Annotated in this window: 12 protein-coding genes; 2 read left to right on the top strand and 10 right to left on the bottom strand. The window is 70.9% G+C overall.

Features of this window, described 5'->3' with window-relative positions:
* Positions 1–29: 29 nt before the first annotated feature.
* Complete coding sequence (locus tag ACZ5L9_RS09150) at positions 30–179, top strand: hypothetical protein (RefSeq protein ID WP_464536380.1); 150 nt, start codon at positions 30–32, stop codon at positions 177–179.
* A 35-nt stretch (positions 180–214) separates the two neighbouring features.
* Entirely contained in the window at positions 215–3,160 is a 2,946-nt protein-coding gene (locus tag ACZ5L9_RS09145) for a helix-turn-helix transcriptional regulator (protein WP_464536378.1), read from the top strand.
* Between the two features lie 39 nt (positions 3,161–3,199).
* On the opposite strand, the gene ACZ5L9_RS09140 is transcribed toward ACZ5L9_RS09145, so the two are convergent.
* The 10 genes from ACZ5L9_RS09140 to rpoB all read right to left on the bottom strand — a co-directional run bounded on the left by ACZ5L9_RS09140 (position 3,200) and on the right by rpoB (position 21,670).
* Complete coding sequence (locus ACZ5L9_RS09140) at positions 3,200–4,201, bottom strand: DNA topoisomerase IB (protein ID WP_464536376.1); 1,002 nt, start codon at positions 4,199–4,201, stop codon at positions 3,200–3,202.
* 16 nt (positions 4,202–4,217) lie between these two features.
* Positions 4,218–5,159: a hypothetical protein gene (locus tag ACZ5L9_RS09135; protein WP_464536374.1), complete on the bottom strand. Its 942-nt coding sequence runs from the start codon at positions 5,157–5,159 to the stop codon at positions 4,218–4,220.
* On the bottom strand, positions 5,159–6,448 hold the full coding sequence (locus ACZ5L9_RS09130; protein ID WP_464536373.1) for a class I SAM-dependent methyltransferase: 1,290 nt from the start codon (positions 6,446–6,448) through the stop codon (positions 5,159–5,161). The genes ACZ5L9_RS09135 and ACZ5L9_RS09130 overlap by 1 nt, the downstream gene beginning before the upstream one ends.
* Before the next feature lie 330 nt (positions 6,449–6,778).
* Positions 6,779–9,700 (bottom strand): FAD-binding and (Fe-S)-binding domain-containing protein, encoded by a 2,922-nt coding sequence (locus ACZ5L9_RS09125; RefSeq protein WP_464536834.1) that lies wholly within the window; start codon positions 9,698–9,700, stop codon positions 6,779–6,781.
* A 22-nt stretch (positions 9,701–9,722) separates the two neighbouring features.
* Positions 9,723–11,006: a hydroxyacid-oxoacid transhydrogenase gene (locus ACZ5L9_RS09120; protein WP_464536371.1), complete on the bottom strand. Its 1,284-nt coding sequence runs from the start codon at positions 11,004–11,006 to the stop codon at positions 9,723–9,725.
* A 133-nt stretch (positions 11,007–11,139) separates the two neighbouring features.
* Entirely contained in the window at positions 11,140–12,057 is a 918-nt protein-coding gene (locus tag ACZ5L9_RS09115) for an NUDIX hydrolase (protein WP_464536369.1), read from the bottom strand.
* Positions 12,057–13,493: an FAD-dependent monooxygenase gene (locus ACZ5L9_RS09110; RefSeq protein WP_464536367.1), complete on the bottom strand. Its 1,437-nt coding sequence runs from the start codon at positions 13,491–13,493 to the stop codon at positions 12,057–12,059. Before ACZ5L9_RS09110 ends, ACZ5L9_RS09115 begins: the two co-directional genes overlap by 1 nt.
* Before the next feature lie 20 nt (positions 13,494–13,513).
* Positions 13,514–14,041 (bottom strand): DUF4232 domain-containing protein, encoded by a 528-nt coding sequence (locus ACZ5L9_RS09105; protein WP_464536365.1) that lies wholly within the window; start codon positions 14,039–14,041, stop codon positions 13,514–13,516.
* 201 nt (positions 14,042–14,242) lie between these two features.
* A complete protein-coding gene (locus ACZ5L9_RS09100) occupies positions 14,243–18,052 on the bottom strand; it encodes a DNA-directed RNA polymerase subunit beta' (RefSeq protein WP_464536363.1) in 3,810 nt (1,269 codons plus the stop codon).
* Positions 18,053–18,199: 147 nt separating this feature from the next.
* Positions 18,200–21,670, bottom strand: coding sequence for a DNA-directed RNA polymerase subunit beta (gene rpoB, locus ACZ5L9_RS09095; RefSeq protein ID WP_464536361.1), 3,471 nt, complete (start codon positions 21,668–21,670; stop codon positions 18,200–18,202).
* Positions 21,671–21,723 lie beyond the last annotated feature (53 nt).

Here is a 21,723-nt window from a genome sequence, read left to right as displayed (position 1 = left end):
CGCCTACCTCAGAGGCCGAGTCTCGTGTCATGAACACTTACGACACGAGCTACATCCGAGCAGAGCACGCCTACCGAACCGCGCAGCTGCGCGAGCAGATCGTCGGCCCGCGCGAGGCGCGACGACTGCGCAAGCAGCGCAAACAGCGCCGGGAGGAGACCACCACCTGGGAATCCTGATGCGATCCCCTGCCCCACCGGGGATCATGTCCGACGTGCCACATGCTCGCCGGATCCTGGTTGGACGCCACGCCGAGCTGGAGGAGCTCTCCTCCGTGCTCGGCGTTGGTGCGTCCGGAGGGGCGTCCGAGGGGGCCCGTGCCCGCTCCGGTTCCCACGTCCTGCTCTCCGGCGACGCCGGGGTGGGCAAGACCCGGCTCGTGGACGAGCTCGCCGGACGCGCCCGGGACGCCGGCTGGCACGTCTACGTCGGCCACTGCCTCGACCTCGGGGAGAGCGCGCTCCCCTACCTGCCGTTCTCCGAGCTGCTCGACCGGCTCGCCACGGACCTGCCCGACGTCGTCGAGCAGGTCGGTCGCGACTATCCCGACCTCGGACGTCTCCAGCCCGTGCGCCGGCTCCTCGGCGCCACCGCGTCCCCGCTCGGCGAGGTCGACCGGGTCCAGATCTTCGAGGGCTTCCAGGCGCTGCTGGAGGCGCTGGCGGCCCATCGGCCCCTCGTGCTGGTCGTCGAGGACGTGCACTGGGCCGACCAGTCGACCCGCGACCTGCTCACCTTCCTCCTCACCCGCCCGCTCAGCGGACCCGTACGGATCGTCGCGTCCTACCGCACCGACGACCTGCATCGCCGCCATCCCCTGCGCCAACAGCTCGCCGCGTGGTCCCGGCTCCCGGCCGTCTCGCGTGTCGGGGTGGGGCCGCTCGAGGACCACGACGTACGCACGCTCGTCGTCGCCCTCGAACCGGCCACGACCGAGCGGGAGATCCTCGACATCGTGGCCCGCGCCGAGGGCAACGCGTTCTTCGTCGAGGAGCTGGTCGGTGCGGCCAGCGGGCCCGACCGCTGGGTGCCCGACGAGCTCGCCGACGTGCTCCTGGTCCGGATGGACCGGCTGGACGAGGCCACCCGCGGCCTCGTCCGCACCGCGAGCGCCGCAGGCCGCACGGTCACCCACCCGCTGCTCGCCGCCGTCGTCGACCTCGACGAGGAGGCACTCGACTCCGCCCTGCGCCAGGCCGTCGAGTCCCACGTCCTGGTGGCCGGCGAGGGACGGTACTGGTTCCGGCACGCCCTCCTCGGCGAGGCCGTCTACGACGACCTGCTGCCGGGACAGCGGACCCGGATCCACACCCGCTACGTGGCCGCGCTGTCCTCCGGCAGCGCACCCGGCACCGCCGCCGAGCTGGCCCGCCACGCCCGCCTGGCACACGACCTCGACACCGCCCTGAGCGCCAGCATCCGCGCCGGCGACGAGGCGGCGACGGTCGGCGGTCCGGCCGAGGCCGCCACCCACCTCGAGTACGCGCTGCAGCTGCTCGCCGATCCCGAGCGCGCCCTGCCCGAGGGCGAGGCGACCGTCCGCATCGCCGAGGCGGCCGTCGACGCCCTGCTCGCGGCCGGTCACACCGAGCGCGCCGCCCGCGTCGCCGCCGAGCAGGTCGCCCGCGTCCCCGTCGAGGACAACGACACCCGCGCCCGGCTGCTGACCGCCCAGGCGGTCAGCCTGGGCCTGCTCGACCACGGCGAGGTGGGTGCCGTCGATGTCTCGGCCGAGGCGGTCGCGGCCAGCGTCGACAGCGATCCGGCGCTGCGGGCCCGGGTGCTCGCCAACCACACCCAGATCCTCTACTGGCACGATCAGGCCGAGGAGGCCGAGCGCACCGGCCTGGAGGCGCTCGCGCTGGCCGAGCGGCTCAACCTGAGCCAGGTCGCCTCCGCTCTGGTCACCACGCTGAGCTCGGCGGGACGGATGAAGACGTCCCCGAGCAAGTTCCGCGCGATGATGCCGGCCGCCATCGAGCGGACCGTGGCCAGCGGCAACATCGCCGCCGAGCTCCAGGCCCGCTTCATCCTGGCCCGGTCCTACGAGGACGACGCCGAGTGGCCTGCCGCCGAGACGGCCTTCCGGGCGGTCGTCGAGCTCGGCGAGCGCACGGGGCGGCCGTGGGCGCCGTACGCCTTCGAGGCTCGACATCAGCTGTCCTGGGTCCTCTACGTCACCGGCCGCTGGGACGAGGCGCTCGACCTCCTGCGGACCGCACCGGCGGGCGCCCCGTCGAGCCAGGACGCCTGCCTCGACGCGGTCCGGCTCGCGATCCGGCAGGCCCGCGGCGAGCGGGTCCCGGCCCGGGTGCACCGCGCACACTGGGCGACCGACGCGCTGCTGGTGTCCTTCAGCGCCGGCACCGAGATCCGCGGCGCCGCGACCCCGCCGGACGCGCTGCGCAGCTACACCGACGCCACCGAGGCGATGGCGAGGGCGTGGGGTCCCGGCTACGGCGCGGTGATCCGGCTGGCCGCCACCACGCTGGGCCGGATCGCCGACCTCGTCGCGGTCGCCCCGGCCGAGGGCCGCGACCCGCGGCTCGCCGCGACGGCCGACGAGCTGCTCGGCGACGCGCTCCAGGCCCGGCACCGGCACGCTCCCGAGACGTGGGGGCCGGAGGGACACGCCTGGGATGCCCGGGTGCGTGCCGAGGGGTTGCGGCTGCGGTGGCTGCTGGGCGAGGACGGAGCCGGGCGCCCCGACCCCTCAGAGCTGGTCGAGGCATGGCAGGCGACGGAGGCGGCGTTCGCGCGCTTCGGCCATGCGTACGAGCTCGCGCTCGTGCGCGCGAGCTACGCGAACGCGCTCCAGTCCGCCGGCGACGCCGAGAGCGCCCGGGAGATGGCCGAGCGGGCCCGTGCCGTCGCCCGCGACCTCGGCGCCCGCCCGCTGCTCGCGACACTGGGCGATGCTGCCTCTCCGACCGCCCCGGCATCGACCTCGGCTTCGGCCGCCGGCCCGGCCCTCACGGCGCGCGAGCGCGAGATCCTGGCCCTGGTCGCGGACGGTCGCAGCAACGGCGCGATCGGCAAGCAGCTGTTCATCAGCACCAAGACCGTCTCGGTGCACGTCTCGAACATCCTGGCCAAGCTCGGCGCCTCCAGCCGCACCGAGGCGGCCGCGATCTCGCGCCGGCAGGGGCTGCTCGGCTAGCGACCCGTGGTCGAGTCGCCCAGTGGTTGAGGTGCCCGCTCAGTCCTCGTTCGCGATGAGCCGCAGCGTGGCCCGCTCGAGGGCGAGCTGCCGTTCGTCCGGGGTGGCGTGCGTGCGGGCGGTGGCGCGGGCGATCGTCCGGCCCTCCTCGTACGCGCTGACGACCCGGGGGTCGACGTACGAGCTGCGGGCCAGCGCCGGCGTGTTCCCGAGGAACTCCGAGACCTCCCGCATCGCCGCCGCGACGGTGCGCTTGCGCGCTGTCGCCGACCCCGCCTCCGGAGCCTCGGCGAGGGCTGCCGCGGCCAGCACCGTCGCGTGCCAGGTGCGGAAGTCCTTGGCAGTGGCATCGACACCGGTCACCTCGCGGACGTACTCGTTGACCAGCTGCGGCAGCATCGCCCGCCAGAGCCGGCCGTCACGGTAGGCGAGCAGCTGCTCGCCGCCGCGGCGGCGACGCATCACCTGCAGCGCCTCGTCGACCATCGCGTCGTCGATCTCGATGCGGTGGTCGACGCCGGACTTGCCGGTGAACGCGAAGACGAGGCGGTCCTGGACCCGGCGCACGTGCCGGCGCTGCAGGGTGGTCAGGCCGAAGGAGCCGTGCGCGTCGAGGTAGACGTCGTTGCCGATCCGGAAGTAGCCGAGGTCGAGCAGGCGTACGGCCACCGCGCAGGCCCGCTCCCGCGGCATCCCCTCGCGCCGCAGATCGGCCAGCACCTGGGCACGGGCCTTGCCGAGCGCGCGACCGAAGTCGAGCACCCGGTCGAACTTCTCCGCGTCCCGCCGGGTGCGCCAGTCGGGGTGGTAGAGGTACTGCCGCCGCCCGGCCGCGTCGGTCCCGACGGCCTGCAGGTGGCCGTGCGCGTACGGCGTGATCCACACGTCCTCCCAGGCAGGCGGGATCACGAGGGCCTCGATCCGCTCGACCTCCTCCCGCCCGAGACGCTCGCCGTGCTCGTCGAGGTAGGCGAAGCCACGGCCGGCCCGCCGTCGCGACCAGCCGGGCTGCTCGGGAGACGTTCGCCGCAGCCGGACCATGCCCGGCAGTACCCGCTCAGCGGCGGCGCAATGACCGCAGCAGCACGCCGATCGCGCCGATGCCGGCGAGCCCGCCGAGCGCCCAGGGCCACCAGGGGCGTCCAGTGTCCGAAGGTGACCGCAGGCCTTCGATCAGCGGCAGGGTGCTGCCGTTCCCGGCGGGACGGGCCCGCGCAGGCAGGTCGGTGGTGATCACCTCGGAGTGCACGCCCTCGCTGGAGAGCCAGACCGTGCCGTCCCGAGCGACCCCGACGCCCTCGCCCTGGTCCTGCCGCGGCAGCGGGAAGGAGGCGATCCTGTCCATCGAGGGCCACCGGTACGTGGTCGCGCTGAAGTAGCCGCGGACGATGACCGCGTCACCACCGGGGAGGAACGCGCCGTCGGTGGCCATCGGCAGCACCGCGCCGACCGGCAGCAGCGGGTTCTCGCGCCCGGCGACGAGATGCTCCGGAGCGGCGTACAGCGTGCCGCCGAGCCAGCCCTTGCTGGCGATGTAGAGCCGTCCGGTCGCGGGGTCGCACAGGAGCGTCTCGGCGTCGTGCGCACCGTCCGGGTAGGTCAGGTCGTAGACCGTCGGGTGCACCGTGCGTTCCCCGCGCCCGACCGGCACCTTCGCGACCTGGACGTGCTCGCGCGAGGCGCTGTTGTCCCCGATGTCGCCGACCCACACGTCCGTGCCCGAGGGAGCCGGCGCGAGCGCCTCGACGTCGCGCGGGCTCTCCTCCCAGTGGGTGACGCCGACCGTACGTCCGGCGCCGTCGACCACGAAGACGCGGCCGGTGTCGCCGGAGTCGTTGATAGTCGCGAACAGGTCACCGGAGGCGGACCCGTCGTCGAGCACGACTAGCGCGGACGCCTCGTCGATCGCGGCGTCCTGGAAGGTGAACCCCTGCGTCGCGGCGGATCCCGATGCCGACGATCCCAGGGCCAGTGCCAGCGCCGCGAGGGACCGGATCATCAGAGCTCGAGCAGCTCACCGAGCTTGGGCTTGATGGCCCACGCCTCGATCAGCTCGTCGTACTCCTTCTTCACGCTGCCGCCCTTGACCGCGCCGCCCGTGCGGACCGCGCGCAGCAGGGTGTTGCGGGGCGTGTGCTGGCTCTCGACGAACTGCACCACCTCGACCTTGTAGCCGCTCAGCCGCAGCAGCGAGGCCCGGATGGCGTCGGTGAGGGTGTCGGCCAGGCGCTCGCGCAGGATGCCGTGGCGGGTCACCATCGCGTACGGGGACGGGGTGGGCGTGCGGCGCATCTGGGCGGCGATGTCGTGGTGGCAACAAGGCGCGGCGAGCACCAGCGGCGCCTCCCACGCAACCGCGTGGGCGAGCGCGTCGTCGGTGGCGGTGTCGCAGGCGTGCAGAGCGAGCACCACGTCGGGCGCCTGGGCAAGCTCGACGCCGTCGATGGTGCCGACCACGAACTCCGCCATCACACCGAGCTTCTCGGCGACCTCGTTGTTGTGCCGGGCCGACTGCTCCTTGACGTCGACGCCGGTGACGACGACGGGCAGCCCGCGGACCTCGGTGAGGTAGCGCTGGGCGGCGAAGGTGAGGTAGCCGTTGCCGCAGCCGAGGTCGACGATCCGCAGCGGCTCCTCGGCCGTCGGTCGGCGCAGCCGCTTGGCCGACCACGCGTCCTCGATGGCCGCGGAGAGCTGGCGGAGGAACTCCTCGACCTGGCGGTACTTGGCCTGCCGGCTCGGCTTGAGCCGGCCGTCCTGGTCGGAGAGACCGAGTGCGACGAAGACGGCGTCGTCCTCGGGCAGCAGCCGCTCCTTGGCCTGGTCGTGCGAGCGGTCCACGAAGGTCGGAACATCGGCGGTCGAGCCTGTCGAGACCCCCTCGGAGGTCGAGCTGTCGCCGGAGGTCGAGACCCGGGTCGTGACCAGAGCGGTGTGGGGGGTCTTCGCCTCGATCGCGGTCTCGGTGGTCGCGCCGTCGACCAGCGCCGTCACCGTCCAGCGCCCGAAGGGCACGTCGAGCAGCGCGTCCAGGGCCTCGAGGTCGCCGACCGGGTGGTTGGCGGTGAAGGCCTGGGTGGCGTTGTACGTCGTGATCTGCAGGTGGGTGCCCGCCTTGAGGTCGACGTAGCGGATCTCGGCGCGCCGCCACTGCGGCGTGGTGCCGCGCTGCTTGCCGCTCGCGACCGCCTTGACCAGCACCTCGGGGTCGCGGATCAGCGAGCGCATCCTGTTCAGCGCGCGCAGCAGCGGCTCCGAGGTGCGCTCGCCCTTGCTCGGCTCGCTCATCGTCTCACCAGCTGCGCGACCACGACGATCACCAGCAGGGCGACCAGTGCGGTCGGGATGATGAGTCGGCGCTGGCGGGGATTCACCTGTTCAGTGTAGGAGCGGCAGGGGTCCCCTCCCGCATCACCGGAAGGCGCACCTCGCCGCTGTATACGGAGGGATACATCGCGAGGCGGCATACTCGGCCCCCGCTATGTATTGGTCTTTATAGGGCCCTATAAAGACCAATACAAAGCGTCGAGGAACCGCATGTACCCCTCTTTATACGAGAGGTGACACGCCGCCCTGCTGCGCCCCGCCGGGGGCGACCGGTCCGGCCCGGCGACCCGATCAGAGCTTCGAGGCGAAGAGCTCCGCGAGGTGCATCGTCGGGACGTCGGCCAGGTCGTCGAGCTGGACGCGGCAGGACATCCCGTCGGCCAGGATGACGGCCTCCGTGGACGCCGCCCGTACGGCGGGCATCAGGTGCGTCTCGGCCACGGCGACCGACACCTCGTAGTGACCCTCCTCGACGCCGAAGTTGCCGGCCAGGCCGCAGCAGCCGGCGACCTTGGTGACCGCGGCGCCGGCCTTCTCCAGCAGCGCCTGGTCGACCTTCCAGCCCATCACGGCGCTCTGGTGGCAGTGCGGCTGGGCGACGACCTCGACACCCGACAGGTCGGGCAGCGGCAGGTCCATCCTGGTGACCAGCTCGGCGAAGGTCAGCAGCCCCTCGGCGACGGTGACGGCCTCGGGTGCGTCGCTGAGCTCGAGCGAGTCCGAGCGCAGCGTCGCGGTGCAGGACGGCTCGAGGCCGAGCACCGGCACACCGGAGGCGATGTAGGGAGCGAGCGTGCGGACCGTACGGTCCATGATCTGCTTCGCCTTGTCGAGCTGACCGGTGGTGATCCAGGTCAGGCCGCAGCAGGCGTCGTCCTGGATGACCTTGACCCGCAGGCCCTGTGCCTCGAGGAACGCGATCGCCGCGAGGCCCGAGCGCGGGAAGAAGTGGTCGGTGAACGAGTCCGCCCAGACCCAGACGTCCGGGGCCTCGACGGGCTCGATCTCCGGATGATGAGCCTGTCGGGACGCGGCCGCACGGCGCAGCGTCTGGGTCGCGAAGGTCGGCACCGACCGGCGCTGGTCGAGCCCGGCCATCCACTTCGCGATCCGCGCGAACGGCGGCACCTTCATCATCAGGTTGACCAGGACCGCGAGCGGTGCCGCGAGGCGGGCCCACTTCGGCAGCTGGCCGAGGAAGAAGTGCGACCGGGGCCGCCTCTCCCCCAGCACGTCGTGCTTCTGGTGCAGCGACTCCGACTTGTAGGTCGCCATGTCGATGCCGCTGGGGCAGTCCGACGAGCAGCCCTTGCAGGCCAGGCACAGGTCGAGCGCCTCGCTCACGGCCGGGTCGGCGAGGCCCTGCACGAGGGCGCCGTCGAGCGCCTCCTGCAGCACGCGCGAGCGGCCGCGGGTGGAGTCCTTCTCGTCCATGGTGGCGAGGTAGGAGGGGCACATCACGCCGCTGGTCTTGGGGGCCACGCACTTGCCGACACCGGTGCAGCGGTGCACGGCCGCGCCCAGGTCGCCGTCGTCGTGGATCAGCTTGAGCCCGGTCCGCGGACGCGAGCGCGGCCGGACCGGCCGCAGGTCGTCGGTGATCGAGGCCGGGCCTGCGTCGGGGGCGGTGATGATGCCCGGGTTCATCAGGTTCTCGGGGTCGCAGACCGCCTTGACCTGCTTGAAGAGGTCGAGCGACCTCTCGTCGTACATGTAGGACAGCAGCTCGCCGCGGACGCGGCCGTCGCCGTGCTCGCCCGAGAGCGTGCCGCGGTACTCCTTGAGCTTGATCGCGCAGGCGGTCATGAACTCGCGGAAGAGCCGTGCCGACTCGGGCTTGCCGGCCTCGAACGGGAAGTCGATCCGGCAGTGGATGCAGCCGTCGCCGAAGTGGCCGTACGGGATGCCCTGGAGGCCGTGCGTCGCCAGGATCTCGTCGAAGTCGCGCAGCCAGGCGCCGAGGTGCTCCGGCGGGACCGCCGCGTCCTCCCAGCCCGAGTAGGCCGGCGTCTCCAGGGAGCGGCCGGCCAGGCCGGCGCCGTCCTCGCGGATCCGCCACAGCGCCGCGGCCTCGCCGGGGTCGGTGACCAGCCGGGTGGCGAGCGCGCCGCCGGCGGCCTCGAGCCGGGCGGTCACGTCGCGGGCATCGGCGCCTGCGACCTCGGCGAAGAGCCAGCCGCCGCCGCGGGGAAGGTCGGGGACCACCGAACCCTTGGCACGGACGAGCTCGACGATGCGGGCGTCGAGGCCTTCGCAGGCGATGAGCCGGCCGGGAGCGGCGGCGAGCAGCGCCGGTACGGCGTCGGCGGCCTCGGCCATCGTCGGGTAGCCGAGGACCAGCATCAGCCGGCCGGGCTCGTCGGTGACGAGGCGGACGGTGGTCTCCAGCACGGTCGCCAGGGAGCCCTCCGTACCGACCAGGAAGCGCTCGATCCGGCGGCGCTCGGGCAGCAGGTGCTCCAGCGAGTAGCCCGAGACCTGGCGGCCGAAGCGGCCGAACTCGGTGCGCAGGTGGGCCAGGTTGGCGTCCGCGATCGCGGCCAGTCGCTCCCCGGTGCGCGAGAGCCCGGAGATCGAGCCCCCGGAGGTCGAGCCTGTCGAGACCCCGCCGCCAACGGAGGTCGAGCCTGTCGAGACCCCGCCGCCAACGGAGGTCGAGCCTGTCGAGACCCCGAACGTCGCCCGCTCGCCGTTGCCGAACACGACGTCCATCGACTCGACGTTGTCCACGGTCCGGCCGTAGCCGAGCGCGCGCGAGCCACAGGCGTTGTTGCCGATCATGCCGCCGATGGTGCAGCGCGGGTGCGTCGACGGGTCGGGACCGAAGCGCAGGCCGTACGGAGCGGCGGCGCGCTGCAGGTCGGCGTGGACCACGCCCGGCTCGATCCGGGCCGTACGGGCCTCGGGGTCGATCTCCAGCACCCGGTTGAACCCGCGGGTGTCGACCACGATGCCGGGGCCGACCGCGTTGCCCGCGATCGAGGTGCCGGCGCCGCGCAGGGTGATCGGGATGCCGAGCGCCCGGGAGGCGTCGTGCACCGCGAGCAGGTCCTCGACGCTGCGGGCCTTGACCACGGCCTGCGGGATGACCCGGTAGAGCGACGCGTCGGAGGAGTAGAGGGCCCGGGCGAGCGTCGAGTCGTCGACCTCGCGCAGACCCCTCGAACGCAGTTCCGAAGCGAGATCAGCAGCGGCCAGGTCGGCAGCGGCCAGGTCAGGGGTCAGCGTCACCCGTTCATTCTCCCATCGACGCTCCGAAGATCCGAGCCAGGTCGTCCTCCGTAGGACGCTTCGGAGCGATCGAGAGCAGCCGCTCCTGCTTGAGCGCGCCGTCGACCAGGTCGGCGACGTCGCCGTGGGTGTAGCCGACCTCGCCCAGCCCGGCCGGCATCCCGATGTCGTCCATGAGGCGGCGCAGCACCCGCGGCAGCACGTCGGGGCCCTCCCCGGCGCTGTGCTCGCCGGTCGGGTCGAGGAGTCGGGCGGCCCGGAGGTGCCGCTCGGGCGAGGCCTCGAAGGTGAACCGGAACGCCTCCACCGCTGTCAACGCCACCGACATCCCGTGCGGGATCATCGGGTGGCCGGCCGGGTAGCCGTCGGGTGTGTAGTCCCGGACGCGGCCGGCGATCGGGTAGGCGTCCGCGTGCGGGATGTGCACGCCGGCGTTGCCGAAGCCGAGCCCGGCGAACGTCGCGGCCTGGGACATCTCCTCGCGCGCCCGAAGGGAGGCAGCGCTGTCGTCGGAGCCGTCCCGGACGGCCGCACGGAAGGACGTCGCCAGCAGGCTCATCGCCTTCTCCGACCACATGTCGGCGATCGGGTTGGCGCCGCAGTACGGCACCCGGGCCTCGGGCGTCTTGCGGTCGAAGGCGGTGTACGGCTTGGCGGTGTAGGACTCCAGCGCGTGACAGAGGATGTCCATGCCCGCCGAGGCGGTGACCATCGACGGCTGGGTCAGCGTCAGCGCGGGGTCGACGATGGCCAGGGTCGGGCGCAGCGCGGCGTGCGAGATGCCGGTCTTCACCTTGAGGGCGAGCACGTCGAGGACGCACACGGTGGTCGACTCGGCGCCCGTGCCGGTGGTGGTCGGCACGGCGATCAGCGGCAGCAGGGCGTTGGCCGGCGCCAGGGCGCGCCCGACCGGGGCGTTGACGTAGTCCATCAGCTCGCCGGGGTTGGTCAGCAGCAGGTTGACCGCCTTCGCGGTGTCGATCGACGACCCGCCGCCCAGCGCGACGATCGCGTCGTACGGCCCCTCCGAGCGCGCGAACCCGATCGCCAGCGCGAACGACTCGTCGGTCGGCTCCACCTGCACCCGGTCGAAGATCGTCACCTCGACCCCGGCCGCCCGGGCCTGCTCCGCCACCCGCGCCGGATGTCCGGTCGCCGCCACCCCCGCGTCGGTCACCAGCAGCACCCGCCGGGCCCCGCGCCGAGCCAGCTCCCACCCGATCTCGTCGGATGCTCCCCGCCCGAACTTCAGCGCCGGAGCCGCGTACGTGAACACCGTCTCACTCACCCCAGCAACCTATCCCCGACGTGGCCGCGCCGCGCCGACGGGCAGCGCCGCCGCAGGGGCGCTGCGCGGGGCGACGCCTGCCCCCAGGCGTGTGCGGACCGGCGGGGCGGCCCGGCCGAGCGAGCCGCGCGCCTCAGAGCGCAGCCAGCGCCGTCCGTACGACATCACGCACCAGCACTGCACCCGACTCGATCTCCGCCACAGCGACCCAGGAGGCCGCGTCCGTCGTCCGATCCTCCGGATCGGGCCTCGGTACGGCGCCGTCAGAGACCGTCGCGTCGAAGACGAGGTGGATCCCGTGGAACTCCTCGTGCCGCCCACTCGGCGCCTTCCCGGCGAACGCGATGTCGTCGACCGCGAGCAACGCGCCGGGGGTGGGGACCAGCCCGGTCTCCTCCTCGACCTCGCGCACGAGCGCGACGAGCGGTGCCTCACCGAAGTCGATGCCACCGCCGGGCAGGTTCCACTGCCCGGGGTGCGGGCTGTGCACGGAGTTGCGGCACAGCAGCACCTCCTCGCCGGCGACTCCGTCGCGCCGGATCAGCGCGTACGCCGAGATCCGCTGCACCCGGGTCGGCCGATGCGCGCCCAGCGCGTCCCGGACGAGCGGCACCGTCGGCACCGTCCCGTCGAGCACCTGCGCGAGCGGGTGCCAGGCGGCCTCGGCGGTGGTGCCACCGACCTCGACGGTCCTCGGCGCGGGCGCATCGGCGGCCACCCAGCCGTCGTAGACGATCCGCAGCGCGTGCGCGTCGACCTTGCGGCCGCGCCACAGTCGCTGGCCGTGGTGGCTGAAGACGTGGGCGGTGTCCCCGACGGTGGCCGCCAGCCCGGTCTCCTCGCGGACCTCGCGGACGACGGCGGCGCGGGGGTCCTCGCCGTGGTCGATCCCGCCACCGGGGAGGGTCCAGATCTCCTCGTCGGTGACGATCGCCGAGAGCCGGCTCATCAGGATCTCCAGCTCGCCGGTGTCCGAGACCCGCTGGATGATGGCGTACGCGGCGACGCGCTGGCGGCGCGGCAGGCGCCGCGGCGCTCCTCCCCGGGCCATCAGCGGCTCCCGAACAGGGGGCGCTCGTCGCCCGCGAGATCGCGCCGGGCGACGGAGCGGCCGGCCCGGCGCCAGATCCTCGCAACCAGGTCGCGGTCCTCGTCGGTGACGAGGTTGCCCATCCAGCGCAGCGCGAGCTGCATCATCCAGGTCGAGCGCATCCCGATCGGGCCGAGCGCGGCCACGATCCTGGGGTTGGTGGCGATCTCGGCGACCCGGCGCGCGACGGCGAACGACTCGCCGTAGTGCCCGCGCAGCAGCTCGGGCCACAGCGCCTCGAGGGAGACGTGGCGCGAGGCGCTGAGCACCTCGGCGATGAGCCGCCCGGTCTCCAGGCCGTAGTCGATGCCCTCGCCGTTGAGCGGGTTCACGCAGGCGGCGGCGTCGCCGATCAGCGCCCAGTTCGGTCCGGCGACCCCGGTCACGGCGCCGCCCATCGGCAGCAGGGCGGAGGCCTCCGCGCGCAGGTCGCCCGTCAGGCCGAACTCCTCGCGGATCGTGTCGGCATAGACCCGCATCAGCGGCTTGATCGCGACGTCGGCGGGCCGCTTGGCTGTCGCGAGGGTGCCGGCGCCGAGGTTGACCTCACCGGTCCCGAGCGGGAAGACCCAGCCGTAGCCCGACAGAAGCGGGCGCGCTCCGGTGCTGTCGGCGGGGCCGCGCAGCTCGAGGTGGGAGCTGATCCAGGGGTCGTCGGTACGGTCCGAGGTGACGTACGAGCGCCCGGCCACGCCGTATACGGTGTCGCGGTGCCACACGCGCCCGAGCAGCTTGCCCAGCGGCGAGCGAACGCCGTCGGCGACTACCACCCGCTGGCAGGCGATCTCGATACGCTCGCTGGCGCTCGCTACTCGATCACCGGAACCGCCGGTCGAGTGCGTCTCGTCGCGACCGGCGTCCCGCTCGCTGGTCGAGTGCGTCGCGTCGCGACCGGCGTCCCGCTCGCTGGTCGAGTGCGTCGCGAGGGACGAGCGACGTGTATCGGGACCCGACCCTCGCCGCTCGAAGATGACGGCCGCGATCCGGCCGTCCGCGCCCGTGCGTACGTCCACCGCGCGCAGCCCGTCGACGGCCACCGCCCCCGCCTTGATGGCGGTGGTGCGGAGGTGGTCGTCGAGCTCGGTGCGGGCGACCGCGGAGCCCCAGTCGGGCAGCGACCCACCCGGCCAGCGCAGCTCCAGCGTCTGACCGAAGCCGTGCGCTCGCAGACCCTGGTTGACCGTATGCGTGCGCACCCAGTCCTCCAGGCCGAGCCGGGTCAGCTCGGCGATCGCCCGCGGGGTCAGGCCGTCGCCGCAGGTCTTGTCCCGCGGGTACTCGGCCGCGTCCACCAGCACGACGCCGATGCCCGCGCGGGCCAGCCAGGCGGCCGCCGAGGAGCCGGCCGGCCCCGCCCCGACGACGAGGACATCGGTCGACGGGGGAAGCGCGGTCATGCGCGAAGGCTACCTGCCCGTCACGGACGCTTCCTCAACGCCTGATGGCTCAGCTGCCAGCCGCCGCCGCTGTGTCCGAGGGGCTTCGCGCAGGCCAGGGTCTTGTAGGCGACGAACTGGCTCTCGAACGAGTTCGGCACGTAGACCCGGAAGCCGTCGGCCTTCGTCGGACGGCACTCCCGCTTCGGGAAGTCGAGCGCATTGGCGACCTGCACGAGGCTGCTCGCCCACTGGCCCGGCCTGAGCACGAAGCTGCGCACCGGCGTTCCCGGCGCTCGCATCGCCGGCGAGCCGAGCTGGGTGCCGTTGCCGTGACCGACGAGCGAGAGCCCGCCGTAGCCACCGGTGCGGCACGCATGGTCGCTGACGTTGCGGTAGCGGAGCGTGACGTACGCGCTGCCCGCGGCGGCACCCTTCGTGTGCAGCGAGACGCGCAGGTCGGCGTTGCCGCACTGCGGAGTGCTCGCCTGCGCGGCTCCGGCGGGCAGGACACCCAGACCGGCCGCCAGGATCGCGGTGCCGAGGAGTGCTCGGGTCAGGTTCTTCATCGTCGTTCCTCCGATCGATTCGTCACCTACAACACTCCGGTACCCGCTGGGTGGTTGCACCATCTCGGCCCCGCATGCGACGGGCCCGGTTGCGGAGACACAAACCGGATCTCAACGCCGAAGCCCCGCCCGAGCAAGCTCGGGCGGGGCTTCGTCTACTCGATCTGGTTCTTACACCAGAACTGAGCGCGCTTGCGCGCGTCAGTTCTGGTAGGAACCAAAGTCGAAGTCATCCAGAGCGACGGCCTGACCGGACCCGGCGGAGCCGAAGTCGTAGTCGTAGCTGTCGTAGCCGGTGACGGAGTAGGCCGCGGCGCGGGCCTCCTCGGTCGGCTCGACCCGGATGTTGCGGTAGCGCTCGAGGCCGGTACCGGCCGGGATGAGCTTACCGATGATGACGTTCTCCTTCAGGCCGCGGAGGCTGTCGGAGCGACCGTTGATCGCCGCGTCGGTGAGGACTCGGGTGGTCTCCTGGAAGGAGGCCGCCGAGAGCCACGACTCGGTGGCGAGCGAGGCCTTGGTGATGCCCATCAGCTCCGGACGACCCGAGGCCGGCTTGCCGCCCTCGGAGACGACCCGACGGTTCTCGGACTCGAAGACCACACGGTCCACGAGGTCCGACGGGAGCAGGTTGGTCTCGCCCGACTCCAGCACCGTGATCCGGCGCAGCATCTGCCGCACGATGATCTCGATGTGCTTGGCGTGGATGGACACACCCTGGCTCTTGTAGACGGCCTGGACCTCGTCGACGAGGTGCTGCTGCGTCGCCCGGATGCCGAGGATGCGGAGCACCTCCTTCGGGTCCTGCGTACCGGCGGTGAGCATCTGGCCGACCTCGATGTGGTCGCCGTCGGCCACCAGCAGGCGCGAGCGGCGCGAGACGACGTACTCGATGACGTCCGAGCCGTCGTCGGGCTTGACGAGGACCTTGCGGGCCTTGTCGGTCTCCTCGATCTCCACGCGGCCGGCGGCCTCGGAGATCGGGGCGACGCCCTTCGGCGTACGGGCCTCGAAGAGCTCGACGACACGCGGGAGACCCTGCGTGATGTCGGCGGCCGAGGCGACACCACCGGTGTGGAAGGTACGCATGGTCAGCTGCGTGCCGGGCTCACCGATCGACTGGGCCGCGATGATGCCGACGGCCTCACCGATGTCGACGAGCTTGCCGGTGGCCAGCGAGCGGCCGTAGCACTTGGCACACGTGCCGGTCTTGGCCTCACAGGTCAGGACCGAGCGGACCTTGATCTCCACGACGCCGGCGGCGACGAGCTCGGCGATCTTGACGTCACCGATGTCCGAGCCGGCCGGGGCGAGGACCTCGCCCGTGGTCGGGTGGACGACCTCCTCGGCCGCGGTGCGGGCGTAGGCGGTGGTCTCGACGTCCTCGTGCGTGATGTCGACCTTGTGACCACGCTCGGTGCCGCAGTCCTCCTCGCGGATGATGACGTCCTGCGAGACGTCCACCAGACGACGGGTCAGGTAGCCCGAGTCGGCGGTACGCAGCGCGGTGTCGGCCAGACCCTTACGAGCACCGTGGGTCGAGATGAAGTACTCGAGCACGGAGAGACCCTCGCGGAAGTTGGCCTTGATCGGCCGCGGGATGATCTCGCCCTTCGGGTTCGCCACGAGGCCTCGCATAGCGCCGACCTGGCGGATCTGGTTGAAGTTACCCGAGGCACCGGAGGTGACCTGCATGAAGATCGGGTTCTTCTTGTCGAACGCGTCCTCCATGGCCTGGCCGACGACCTTGGCGGCCTCGGTCCAGATCTCGACGAGCTCCTGACGGCGCTCCTCGTCGGTGACCAGACCGCGCTCGAACTGCTTCTGGATCTTCGCGGCCTTGGCCTCGAACTCGCCGAGGATCTCGGCCTTGTTCGGCGGCGTGGTGACGTCGTCGATCGAGACCGTGACGCCCGAGCGGGTCGCCCAGTGGAAGCCGTTGTCCTTCAGCGCGTCCAGCGACGCCGCGACCTCGACCTTGGTGTAGCGCTCGGCCAGGTCGTTGACGATCGCGCCCAGCTGCTTCTTGCCCACCTCGTAGTTCACGAACGGGTAGTCGCCCGGCAGGGTGTCGTTGAAGATCGTGCGACCGAGGGTGGTCTCCACGATCTCCCCGTCGTTGGTGTCGTCGAGGCGAATGCGAATCTTCGACTGCAGCGTGATCTCGCGGCGGTCGAACGCCATGATCGCCTCGGCCTGCGAGCCGAAGGAACGACCCTCGCCCGGCTGGTCGTCGCGGTCGGCCGTGAGGAAGAACAGACCGATGATCATGTCCTGCGACGGCATGGTGACCGGACGGCCGTCCGACGGCTTGAGGATGTTGTTGGTCGAGAGCATCAGGATGCGGGCCTCGGCCTGGGCCTCCGCCGACAGCGGCAGGTGCACAGCCATCTGGTCGCCGTCGAAGTCGGCGTTGAAGGCGCCACAGACCAGCGGGTGCAGCTGGATGGCCTTGCCCTCGATCAGCTGGGGCTCGAACGCCTGGATGCCGAGACGGTGCAGCGTGGGCGCACGGTTGAGCAGGACAGGGTGCTCGGTGATGACCTCTTCGAGGACATCCCAGACGACCGGACGAGCGCGCTCGACCATCCGCTTGGCGGACTTGATGTTCTGCGCGTGGGACAGGTCCACGAGGCGCTTCATCACGAACGGCTTGAACAGCTCGAGCGCCATCTGCTTGGGCAGACCGCACTGGTGCAGCTTGAGCTGCGGGCCCGAGACGATGACCGAACGGCCCGAGTAGTCGACGCGCTTGCCGAGCAGGTTCTGACGGAAGCGACCCTGCTTGCCCTTGAGCATGTCGGAGAGCGACTTGAGCGGGCGGTTGCCGGGACCGGTGACCGGGCGACCACGACGGCCGTTGTCGAACAGCGAGTCGACGGCCTCCTGCAGCATCCGCTTCTCGTTGTTCACGATGATCTCGGGGGCACCGAGGTCAAGGAGACGCTTGAGGCGGTTGTTGCGGTTGATCACACGACGGTAGAGGTCGTTGAGGTCGGAGGTCGCGAAGCGGCCACCGTCGAGCTGCACCATCGGGCGCAGGTCCGGCGGGATGACCGGGACGGCGTCGAGGACCATGCCGACCGGCTTGTTGCCGGTCTTGCGGAACGCGTCGACGACCTTGAGACGCTTGAGGGCGCGGACCTTGCGCTGACCCTTGCCGGTGGCGATGGTCTCGCGGAGGTTCTCGACCTCCTGGTCGATGTCGAAGTCCTGGAGGCGCTTCTGGATCGCCGTGGCGCCCATGAAGCCCTCGAAGTACTTGCCGAACCAGTTCTTCATCTCGCGGTAGAGGAGCTCATCGCCCATCAGGTCCTGGACCTTGAGGCTCTTGAACGTGTCCCACACCTCGTCGAGGCGCGCGATCTCGCGCTCGCTGCGGTCACGCAGCTGCTTCATCTCGCGCTCGGCACCGTCGCGGACCTTGCGCTTGGCGTCGGCCTTGGCGCCCTCCGCCTCGAGAGCCGCGAGGTCCTCCTCGAGCTTCTTGGCGCGGTCGTTGATGGCGACGTCCATGCGGTTCGTCAGCATCTTGCGCTGCTGGTCGACCTTCGCCTCGAGAGAGGACAGGTCGCGGTGACGCGCCTCCTCGTCGACGGAGGTGATCATGTACGCCGCGAAGTAGATGACCTTCTCGAGGTCCTTCGGGGCGAGGTCGAGCAGGTAGCCCAGCCGCGACGGAACGCCCTTGAAGTACCAGATGTGGGTCACGGGAGCGGCGAGTTCGATGTGACCCATCCGCTCACGACGCACCTTCGAGCGGGTGACCTCGACGCCACAGCGCTCGCAGATGATGCCCTTGAAGCGCACGCGCTTGTACTTGCCGCAGTAGCACTCCCAGTCCCGGGTGGGACCGAAGATCTTCTCGCAGAAGAGGCCGTCACGCTCGGGCTTGAGCGTGCGGTAGTTGATCGTCTCCGGCTTCTTGACCTCACCGTGGCTCCACGTGCGGATTTCCTCCGCAGTGGCCAGGCCGATCCGAAGCTGGTCGAAGAAGTTAACGTCGAGCACTTTGGCTTCTAGTCCTTCGTTAGTTCTCGAAATTGAAGTCAGATGGGACTGAGGTGGTCTCGATACGCCCTCGCCTAGCGGCTCGGGCTGCTCGACCAGCGGTCTCCCGCCGATCGAGCAGCGCCGAGGCGCGTATCGAGATCACGCTCAGACTTCTTCGACCGAGCTGGGCTCGCGCCGGGACAGGTCGATGCCGAGCTCCTCGGCGGCGCGGAAGACGTCCTCCTCCGCGTCACGCAGCTCGATCTGCGTGCCGTCCTGGCTGAGCACCTCGACGTTGAGGCACAGCGACTGCATCTCCTTGACGAGAACCTTGAACGACTCCGGGATGCCCGAGTCGGGGATGTTCTCGCCCTTCACGATCGCCTCGTAGACCTTCACGCGGCCCGGGACGTCGTCGGACTTGATGGTCAGGAGCTCCTGCAGGGCGTAGGCGGCGCCGTACGCCTCCATCGCCCAGACCTCCATCTCACCGAAGCGCTGACCGCCGAACTGGGCCTTACCGCCGAGCGGCTGCTGCGTGATCATCGAGTACGGACCCGTGCTGCGGGCGTGGATCTTGTCGTCCACGAGGTGGTGCAGCTTGAGGATGTACTTGTAGCCCACGGCCACCGGCTCCGGGAACGGCTCGCCGGAGCGACCGTCGAAGAGCCGGGCCTTGCCGTTGTCGCCGACCAGGCGGATGCCGTCGCGGTTCGGCAGGGTGGCGCCGAGCAGACCGATGATCTCGTCCTCGCGGGCACCGTCGAAGACCGGCGTCGCGACCTTCGTGCCCGGGTCGGCCTTCTCGACACCGATGGAGATCAGGCGCTTGGCCCAGTCGGTGTCCAGCTTGTCGCCGGTGAGGTTGAGGTCCCAGCCCTGGTTGGCGAGCCAACCGAGGTGGAGCTCGAGGATCTGGCCGATGTTCATTCGACGCGGGACACCGAGCGGGTTGAGGATCACGTCGACCGGGGTGCCGTCCTCCATGAACGGCATGTCCTCGATCGGCAGGATCTTCGCGATGACGCCCTTGTTGCCGTGACGGCCGGCGAGCTTGTCACCGACGGAGATCTTGCGCTTCTGGGCGACGTAGACCCGCACGAGCTGGTTGACGCCCGGGGGAAGCTCGTCGCCGTCCTCGCGGTCGAAGACGCGGACACCGATGACGGTGCCCTCCTCGCCGTGCGGCACCTTCATGGAGGTGTCGCGGACCTCGCGGGCCTTCTCACCGAAGATGGCGCGCAGCAGGCGCTCCTCAGGGGTCAGCTCGGTCTCGCCCTTCGGGGTGACCTTGCCGACGAGGATGTCACCGGTGGTCACCTCGGCGCCGATGCGGATGATGCCGCGCTCGTCGAGGTCGGCCAGCATCTCCTCGGAGACGTTCGGGATGTCCCGGGTGATCTCCTCCGGACCCAGCTTGGTGTCGCGGGCGTCGACCTCGTGCTCCTCGATGTGGATCGAGGTGAGGTAGTCCTCCTGCACGAGGCGCTGCGACAGGATGATCGCGTCCTCGTAGTTGTGACCCTGCCACGGCATGAACGCGACGAGCAGGTTCTGGCCCAGGGCCATCTCGGCGTCGTCGGTGCACGGACCGTCGGCGATCGGCGAGCCGACCTCGAGACGGTCGCCCTCGCGGACCAGCGGGCGCTGGTTGATGCAGGTGCCCTGGTTGGAGCGCTGGAACTTGGCGAGCTTGTACGTGGTGTACGTGCCGTCGTCGTTCATCGACTCGACGAGGTCGGCGGAGACCTCCTTGACCACACCGGCCTTCGTCGCGGTGACAACGTCACCGGCGTCGACGGCGGCGCGGTACTCGATGCCCGTGCCGACGAGCGGCGCCATGCTGCGGACCAGCGGAACGGCCTGGCGCTGCATGTTGGCACCCATCAGGGCGCGGTTGGCGTCGTCGTGCTCGAGGAACGGGATGAGCGCGGTCGCGACCGAGACCATCTGGCGCGGCGAGACGTCCATGTAGTCGACCTCGGCCGCGGGGACCTCGCCGACCTCGCCCTCGCGCTGGCGGACCAGGACGCGCTCGTCGACGAAGGCACCGGCCGCGTCGAGCCCGGCGTTGGCCTGCGCGATGACGTAGCGGTCCTCGTCGTCAGCGGTCAGGTAGTCGATCTTGTCCGTGACCTTGCCGTCGACGACCTTGCGGTACGGGGTCTCGACGAAGCCGAACGGGTTGATCCGGCCGAAGGACGCGAGCGAGCCGATCAGGCCGATGTTCGGGCCTTCCGGCGTCTCGATCGGGCACATGCGGCCGTAGTGCGACGGGTGGACGTCTCGGACCTCCATGCCGGCGCGGTCGCGGGAGAGACCACCCGGGCCGAGGGCGGAGAGACGACGCTTGTGCGTCAGGCCCGCGATCGGGTTGGTCTGGTCCATGAACTGCGACAGCTGCGAGGTCCCGAAGAACTCCTTCAGCGCCGCGACGACCGGGCGGATGTTGATCAGCGACTGCGGCGTGATCGCCTCGACGTCCTGCGTCGTCATCCGCTCGCGGACGACGCGCTCCATGCGGGCGAGACCGGTGCGGAGCTGGTTCTGGATCAGCTCGCCGACCGTACGCATGCGGCGGTTGCCGAAGTGGTCGATGTCGTCAGCGGCGACCTCGAGCGGGCCGGCCGGGGCCTCGACCTCGGTCTGGCCGTCGTGCAGCGCGACGATGTAGCGGATCGCGGCGACGATGTCGTCGACGGTCAGGGTCTGCTGGTCGAACGCCTCGGTCAGGCCGAGCTTCTTGTTCACCTTGTAGCGGCCGACCTTGGCGAGGTCGTAGCGCTTCGGGTTGAAGTAGTAGTTGTTCAGCAGCGTCTGCGCGGCCTCGCGCGTCGGCGGCTCGCCCGGGCGGAGCTTGCGGTAGATGTCCAGGAGCGCGGAGTCCTGGTCGGCGATGTTGTCCTTCTCGAGGGTCAGCATCATCGACTCGTACTGGCCGAACTCTTCGCGGATCTGCTCGTTGGTCCAACCGAGGGCCTTGAGGAGAACCGTGACGTTCTGCTTGCGCTTGCGGTCGAGGCGGACGCCGACCAGGTCGCGCTTGTCGATCTCGAACTCGAGCCACGCGCCGCGGCTCGGGATGAGCTTGGCCGTGAAGATGTCCTTGTCGGACGTCTTGTCGGCGGCACGCTCGAAGTAGACGCCCGGCGAGCGGACCAGCTGCGAGACGACGACACGCTCGGTGCCGTTGATGATGAAGGTGCCCTTGTCGGTCATGAGCGGGAAGTCGCCCATGAAGACCGTCTGGCCCTTGATCTCGCCGGTGTCGTTGTTGGTGAACTCCGCAGACACGTAGAGCGGAGCGGAGTAGGTGAAGTCCTTCTCCTTGCACTCGTCGACGGTGTACTTCGGGTCGTAGAAGACCGGGTTGTCGAACGAGAGCGACATGGTCTCCGAGAAGTCCTCGATCGGGGAGATCTCCTCGAAGATCTCCTCAAGACCCGACTTCTGCGAGACGTCCTCGCCGGCGGCCGCACGGGCAGCCAGGCGCTCCTTGTGGACGTCGTTGCCGACGAGCCAGTCGAAGGAGTCGGTCTGAAGTGCGAGAAGCTGCGGGAGCTCGAGAGGCTCCTGGATCTTTGCGAACGAGATGCGGCGAGAGGTACCAGAGGCGGTGGTGCTGCGCGCGGCCAAGAGGTTTCCTTGCGAGTCGCTGGCTGATGTCGCTGCCCCCCTCTCCTTCCGCC

Source organism: Nocardioides sp. JCM 18998 (assembly GCF_055391535.1).
Note: the sequence above shows the minus strand (reverse complement) of the source record. Positions and strands in the feature narration are given on the sequence as shown.

Excerpts from the sequence above, each read along its gene's own strand:
- ACZ5L9_RS09150 (WP_464536380.1), top strand. The coding sequence starts at position 30 with ATGAACACTTACGACACGAGCTACATCCGAGCAGAGCACGCCTACCGA.
- ACZ5L9_RS09140 (WP_464536376.1), bottom strand. The coding sequence starts at position 4,201 with ATGGTCCGGCTGCGGCGAACGTCTCCCGAGCAGCCCGGCTGGTCGCGA.
- ACZ5L9_RS09135 (WP_464536374.1), bottom strand. The coding sequence starts at position 5,159 with ATGATCCGGTCCCTCGCGGCGCTGGCACTGGCCCTGGGATCGTCGGCA.
- ACZ5L9_RS09130 (WP_464536373.1), bottom strand. The coding sequence starts at position 6,448 with ATGAGCGAGCCGAGCAAGGGCGAGCGCACCTCGGAGCCGCTGCTGCGC.
- ACZ5L9_RS09115 (WP_464536369.1), bottom strand. The coding sequence starts at position 12,057 with ATGGCCCGGGGAGGAGCGCCGCGGCGCCTGCCGCGCCGCCAGCGCGTC.
- ACZ5L9_RS09110 (WP_464536367.1), bottom strand. The coding sequence starts at position 13,493 with ATGACCGCGCTTCCCCCGTCGACCGATGTCCTCGTCGTCGGGGCGGGG.
- ACZ5L9_RS09105 (WP_464536365.1), bottom strand. The coding sequence starts at position 14,041 with ATGAAGAACCTGACCCGAGCACTCCTCGGCACCGCGATCCTGGCGGCC.